At 40.3% G+C, this 5,795-nt stretch carries 4 protein-coding genes and 5 pseudogenes; 3 read left to right on the top strand and 6 right to left on the bottom strand.

From position 1 onward, the window contains the following. Positions 1–103, bottom strand: a pseudogene (locus A1232T_RS13980) (transposase); the annotation flags it as partial. A 332-nt stretch (positions 104–435) separates the two neighbouring features. Between A1232T_RS13980 and A1232T_RS12530 the strand changes: the two are divergent. Beyond that, positions 436–702, top strand: a pseudogene (locus A1232T_RS12530) (integrase core domain-containing protein); the annotation flags it as partial. Here the strand turns inward: A1232T_RS12530 and A1232T_RS12525 are convergent. The 4 genes and pseudogenes from A1232T_RS12525 to A1232T_RS13630 all read right to left on the bottom strand — a co-directional run. Further along, positions 675–1,171, bottom strand: a pseudogene (locus A1232T_RS12525) (IS3-like element ISPpy1 family transposase); the annotation flags it as partial. The pseudogenes A1232T_RS12530 and A1232T_RS12525 sit on opposite strands and share 28 nt — an antisense overlap. Positions 1,172–1,175: 4 nt before the next feature. After that, on the bottom strand, positions 1,176–1,769 hold the full coding sequence (locus A1232T_RS12520) for an IS630 family transposase (RefSeq protein ID WP_143513994.1): 594 nt from the start codon (positions 1,767–1,769) through the stop codon (positions 1,176–1,178). Further along, on the bottom strand, positions 1,721–2,023 hold the full coding sequence (locus A1232T_RS13975; RefSeq protein ID WP_077449718.1) for an IS630 transposase-related protein: 303 nt from the start codon (positions 2,021–2,023) through the stop codon (positions 1,721–1,723). Before A1232T_RS13975 ends, A1232T_RS12520 begins: the two co-directional genes overlap by 49 nt. 33 nt (positions 2,024–2,056) lie before the next feature. Then, positions 2,057–2,727, bottom strand: a pseudogene (locus A1232T_RS13630) (IS3 family transposase); the annotation flags it as partial. 222 nt (positions 2,728–2,949) lie between these two features. Between A1232T_RS13630 and A1232T_RS12500 the strand changes: the two are divergent. Together A1232T_RS12500 and A1232T_RS12495 are read left to right on the top strand one after the other, a co-directional pair. Further along, positions 2,950–3,813, top strand: coding sequence for an alpha/beta fold hydrolase (locus A1232T_RS12500; RefSeq protein WP_077449716.1), 864 nt, complete (start codon positions 2,950–2,952; stop codon positions 3,811–3,813). A 582-nt stretch (positions 3,814–4,395) separates the two neighbouring features. After that, positions 4,396–5,466, top strand: coding sequence for a Cj0069 family protein (locus A1232T_RS12495; RefSeq protein WP_077449715.1), 1,071 nt, complete (start codon positions 4,396–4,398; stop codon positions 5,464–5,466). A 249-nt stretch (positions 5,467–5,715) separates the two neighbouring features. Here A1232T_RS12495 and A1232T_RS14455 read toward each other — a convergent pair. Further along, positions 5,716–5,795, bottom strand: a pseudogene (locus A1232T_RS14455) (RNA-guided endonuclease TnpB family protein); the annotation flags it as partial.

Genomic DNA, 5,795 nt, shown 5'->3' with positions numbered 1-5,795 from the left:
GCATGGGCTGTCCTTGTTCTCTAGCTTGATTACGCCAATTATATAGGGTTTGTACACCTATGCCTTCACTTCTTGCAACTTCTGATACACTTAAGTTATGTGGCGCAGGGCAATCGCACTACAAATCGATTTTAGCTACATTTTAATTAATTATTGACCTTTTACAGATGTTATCACCAATTTTCGGTCACAAATAACAAAAACACGAGATATATAAAAATATTTTAGTTATAGTTTCTAACTATTTAATACCTTTTATTTAGATAGACTAATTTAAAGCAGCTATTTTCTATAGTGCGATTGCCCTGTTATGTGGCGGCGATAGCTTGCTTAATATAGCTTGTTTTCTCTCTTCACTGTATCTGGACATCTTTATTCCTTGTTACCCCCTTTTACTTGATTGTTAGGGGTGACAACTATCCTGACATAGGGGGGGGTGATTCATATGATAATGCGTTGGCTGAAACGGTTAACGGGCTTTATAAAACGGAGGTGATTGAATATTTAAAACAGCAGTGGCAAGGTGTGAATGATGTTGAATTAGCAACTCTTGAATGGGTCGATTGGTTTAACAAAACACGTTTGCATAGTACGATTGGTTATGTGTCGCCTTTTGAGTTTGAGAGACGATACTATGATAGTCTAAGGTACTCCCCAATGTCTAGACCAAATTATCATAAAATTAAGATAGAATTGGGTTGATAAAACGATTCATTATCCGAACTATTGTTAGCCAGATAAACCTGTGCAGGAGTATGGTAATCGAGCGACTGATGTAAACGCTCATGATTGTAAAACTCGAAATACTCTTTCAAACCTGCTCTTGCCTGACTGACTGTCTCAAACTGTCGCAAATACACGCATTCATACTTCACTGACCGCCAAAGCCTTTCCACAAAGATATTATCCAGTGCCCTACCGCGACCATCCATACTGATGGCAATACCCTGCTCAATGAGCGGTCTGGTAAATCTTGGGCTGGTAAACTGAGAGCCTTGATCCGTATTAAAAATCTCACAGCGTAACCCATTGTGCAATAAGCTGCTCACCGTATCCACGCAGAAATCCGCCTCAAGCGTGGTAGATAGCGACCAGTCTAGGACTAACGACTGTACCAATCTATCACCGCCATCAAATATACGAAGCCCTTGGCTAGGCGAATATAGGTGATATAATCAGTTCATACTAAAAATACCACAAATCCAAAGAAGATAAAAAAACAAAGTATCGACACAATTGAGCTGCCATTCTTTACGTTTTTGTTTAACCCAAGCCCCTGCTTTTTCGATGGGATTCAGATCAGGACTGTAAGGTGGTAGCCACAATATTGTATGCCCCGCATCTTCAATAAGCTCTTTAGTTTCTTGTCTTTTATGAAAAGTAGCATTATCCATCACTATAACGCTATTACTGGGTATCTCTACGAGTAATAACTGTTCAACCCAACTATGGAAAATATCACTGTTAATACTACAATCATATAAGCCAACAGCGAATAGCTCATTATCGTGAATAGCGCCAATAGCATTTGTTTTATTCTTTAACTGCCAGTTGTACTTACCAAAACACTTTTCCCCTTTTTTAGCGTAGCCATAAGGTCTGTAATCATGAGACTTAAAACCACTTTCGTCTATATAAATAATTGGCCTCGCTGTCGCTTCAAACTGCTTGAGTTGGTCGAGAAATTCAACACGCTTCTGTTTATCAGCTTTCGGATGATTTAGTGTCTTTTTTTTTGAGTGATGCCTAAACGTTTTAAAGCAGTACATATACCCGATGTACTACACTTAAGACGTTGAGCCCTCTCATATTGGTAGGCATCTGGATAGTCTTCAATGTCTTTTAAAAGAAGCTCAGTGTCTATTTTCAAAGGCTTGAAAACACGTCTTTTTCTTTCAGGTGATTTTTTCCAAGTTTGGAGTGTACGTGTACTTATCTTGAAGTATTCGGCTGTTTCTCTAATAGAGTAGCCCTCTTCAAGTTTCTGTAACGCTAATTGTCTATAATCTTGTGAGTATGCCATTTTTATAGTGTAGTACTTTTTATGTGATTTTACTATATCAGTACTCCACACTTGATTACAACGGCTAATCGGTACATGCCTAAGCAAGTACGGGTAAACTTGATTCTCAGAGTTAGGCTTACTCGTGTTAGGATGCTGATAAATAGCGTCTAGCCCCATTTGCCGTAGTAAGCGCCTAACTCGCTTTTCTCCCACTTGATAGCCTAGTTGTCTCAAATACGCTGTCATGCGTTTAACCCCATAAAATGGGGTTTTGGTGTACTGCTGGTCAAGCAAGTTCATCAGGGTAATATCAAGCTCGCTGATGGGCTTTGCCTGATAGTACAGACTTGAGCGGTTGATACCGAGTAATTCACATTGCTTACGAACACTAAAATACTTTTTATCAGGTTCTAACAGTTGTTTACGAGTGCTTAGGGTAGCTGTGAGGACTTTTTTTTAAGCCAGTCTCTTTCGCTGATGACTTGCCCTAGTTGCCTATGTAATTCATCGATAATAGCTTGCTGGGCTTGTTCGTTGGCTTGCTGTTTGGTATTGAATGCAGTAGGAATAACTGCCAAAGCCTGCTTTTTCCAGTTGCTGATTTGGGTTGCATGAACCCCATATTCTGCGGTTAACTCGTTGAGAGTTTTGTGTTCTTTGATGGCTTCAACGGCGACTTTGCTTTTAAATTCAGCATTGTGACGCTTACGTACTTTTGTCATTAGATAGACCTCTTTTTCTAAAGGTTATTCTATCTTATTTGCTACAATTTTTTGGTCTAGTTTTCCGGGAGTATTATATTTATTTAAGGAACTGAATTTACCTAGAAGATAGATTTTTAATAAAAGTGAGTACAAAGTGTGAATAAAAAAGCGCCCTAAGCCGCTGCAAATTAAGCTAAAATATGACTTTCCTCGACTAGGCTATCAAAGCAGAGACCCTTCATGACCTTATCTCCTCCAGAGTTTAAAACCGATAAGTTTTTTAATCTTGAAGATAAATGGATCCAGACCGCCTCTAATGAGCTGACTCACTACTACGACCAAGGTGAAGGGATACCTTTGTTAATGTTGCATGGATCAGGTTCAGGTACGTCAGCGGCCGTTACCTGGTGGCAGAATATGCCTCACTTGAGTCAAAGTTATCAGACCATTGCCTTTGACTCCATCGGCTACGGCGAGACGGTCACTGCAGCAGACAGCACCTACGGTATCAAACAATGGGGTGACCACACTCTGCGCTTAATGGATGCTTTGAATATCGAAAAGGCTTGGCTAATCGGTAGTTCTCTAGGAGGCTGGACAGCCTTACAGTTGGCTTTAGATCACCCAGAAAGAATTTGTGGCGTGGTATCTATTGGAACCGGCGGCGCCAAAAAGACAAATAAGCCAAAGCCTGTCACTGGTACCAAACCAAAAAGCACCCTGTCAGCCGCTCATATTAAACAAGACTTACAAAAGAACATCTGCAATGATGACTTGGTGTGCGATGCCTTAGTCAATCTACGTTATCAAGCCGCCCTAAAAGAGCAAGCTGGTGGGCTAAGACCCACCTTATTGGCCGCGCGAGATCGAGACCGTGATCAGTTTGCTTTAGACTTCGATGCCTTAGCCAAGCTTACTCTCCCAGTATTATTAATCCATGGCATGAATGATAAAGTGGTTCCTTTATCACGCAGCCTTGAGCTATTAAATATCATGCCCACAGCAGATGCCCATTTCTATAGCCAAGCGGGACACTGGCCTCACATTGGTAAAGCCGACGAGTTTAATGACTTAGTGAGCAGTTATATTAAAAACAACAGCTAAGGATTTTATTCCTTATCAAGACCTCTTAACTATATAAAGTTACCCGAATCTCAACTCTTTTTTCTTAACCCTTGATTTTAAAGGGCTTAAAATATTTAGTTGTTAGGTATTACCGTCATAAACCTTTAAATATCAATAACTTATAAAGAGTTGAGAGTGGGGTTAAAGTTACCTATATAAAGGCTTTGCCATAAGCTCCTATTGCTTGTCGGGCCTCTATTTATTCTTGTGTTTATTTTTGCTGCGCTCTTTTTTGTCATCATAAGTTCATAACCGTTTATTATTGTTTAACCACTGCTGATAGAGCCGAGGGCGTAGGGATTATGGACACTGCGAATATTAACTGAGAAAAAAATCTAAAAAAGTTAGCTCCCTGTATTGTTTTCTACTTCACTCTTCTATAGACTTGCGCCTTCCAAAAAACAAACCCCGAATTATCCCCTTTCTAAGCTTTGCCCTAATACCTTATAGATTCCATTCTTAGCCACAGTTGTACGGTTACCTACTTATAGATTTAGTCATTAATCAGCAAATAGCTTATTAACCCCCTAGTTAATTATTGGCATTAATAGAGATTTTAGTATGAAAAAACACGTTGTTATTTTTGAGGCTCGTGGTGGCTCTGATAAGAGCAAATATGGCTACCGCCGTGATACTTACCCTATTGTCGAATCCCTAAAAGCTCGGGGTTGGACTGCCGAAGTTATTTTTTATAGTGATGAAAACCGCGGTGAAATTTACCGTTATACCATCGATAAAGCCGATGCCTATGTCAGCCGTATCAATCCAGGTAACTTAAAGGACGAAACCGGCTACTTCCAAATGCTACGTGAGTTGGTACATCAAGGGGTGAAAGGCCTGCCACATCCTGACGTTATGATTAACTATGGCGCAAAAAATGTGGTCGAGCGTCTAAAAGGGACTGCTTTGGTACCTGAAGATGTGTATTGCTACTATGAATACGATGAGCTAAAACATCAGTTTCCTCAAACTCTAGCTCGTGGTGAACGTGTGTTAAAGCAAAACCGCGGTTCAACTGGCGAAGGCATCTGGCGAGTACAGTTAAAAGAGCCCAAAAAATATAAAGACGTCGCTGAGATTCCAGAAGATGCCGTATTAAGATTGACTGAAGCTCGTGATAACCATGTTGAAGAAAAAACAATGGGTGAGTTCATCGAGTTTTGTTATCAGTACTTAGAAGGCGACAGTGGACTTATTTTGGACATGCCGTTTTTGCCACGTATTAAAGAAGGTGAAATCCGTGTCTTAATGCTCCGTGATAAGGCCGTATCTGTGGTGCATAAAAAACCTGATGACTCTGCCGATGCCTTCTCAGCCACTTTATTCTCAGGCGCAACCTATCGCTATGATAAGCCTGAACAGTGGCAAGAAATGGTGGATGAGGTTGAAGCCAGTATCCCAATGCTACAAGCCCGTCTGGGAGGCTATGCGTTGCCCTTATTGTGGACTGCAGACTTTATTTTAGATACCGATGATCAAGGCAACGATGTTTATGTCTTGGGTGAAATCAACTCTTCTTGCGTTGGTTTCTCAACCAACTTAGAACTTTCTGAAAACATCGCTGATGAGATTATGAATTTAATCGAAGCAGAAAGTGTTATTAATAGCCGCTTCCCTGCTTTTAGAATCTAGCCGAGTAAACGGGCTAAGTTCTAAGTTCCAGTAAGTTTATAACCTGCTTGTATCCCATTAAGACCCTCTACTTAAAAGTTAGAGGGTCTTTTTTATGGCCTTTGATTGTATGGCTGTTAGTTCTTCTCATTTTCAGCAAGGTATATAAAAATCCATTTGTCAATAACTGCTTTACCTATAACCATTAAATTAAATATAAAGTTAATAATATTTCTTTTTGTTTCGGGGTGTTTTGACTTCCTCCCCTCGCTAAACCGAGGGGATTCCTACAGCTAGACGGTCAAGCCCGACCGCAAGGATGTTCTTAGCAGCATTGATATCTCTATCAT

The sequence above is a fragment of the Psychrobacter pasteurii genome (genome assembly GCF_900162815.1).
Classification (GTDB): domain Bacteria; phylum Pseudomonadota; class Gammaproteobacteria; order Pseudomonadales; family Moraxellaceae; genus Psychrobacter; species Psychrobacter pasteurii.
This window is presented reverse-complemented; position numbering and strand designations above follow the sequence as displayed.

Excerpts from the sequence above, each read along its gene's own strand:
- A1232T_RS13975 (WP_077449718.1), bottom strand. The coding sequence starts at position 2,023 with ATGGCATACTCACAAGATTATAGACAATTAGCGTTACAGAAACTTGAA.
- A1232T_RS12520 (WP_143513994.1), bottom strand. The coding sequence starts at position 1,769 with ATGTACTGCTTTAAAACGTTTAGGCATCACTCAAAAAAAAAGACACTA.
- A1232T_RS12495 (WP_077449715.1), top strand. The coding sequence starts at position 4,396 with ATGAAAAAACACGTTGTTATTTTTGAGGCTCGTGGTGGCTCTGATAAG.
- A1232T_RS12500 (WP_077449716.1), top strand. The coding sequence starts at position 2,950 with ATGACCTTATCTCCTCCAGAGTTTAAAACCGATAAGTTTTTTAATCTT.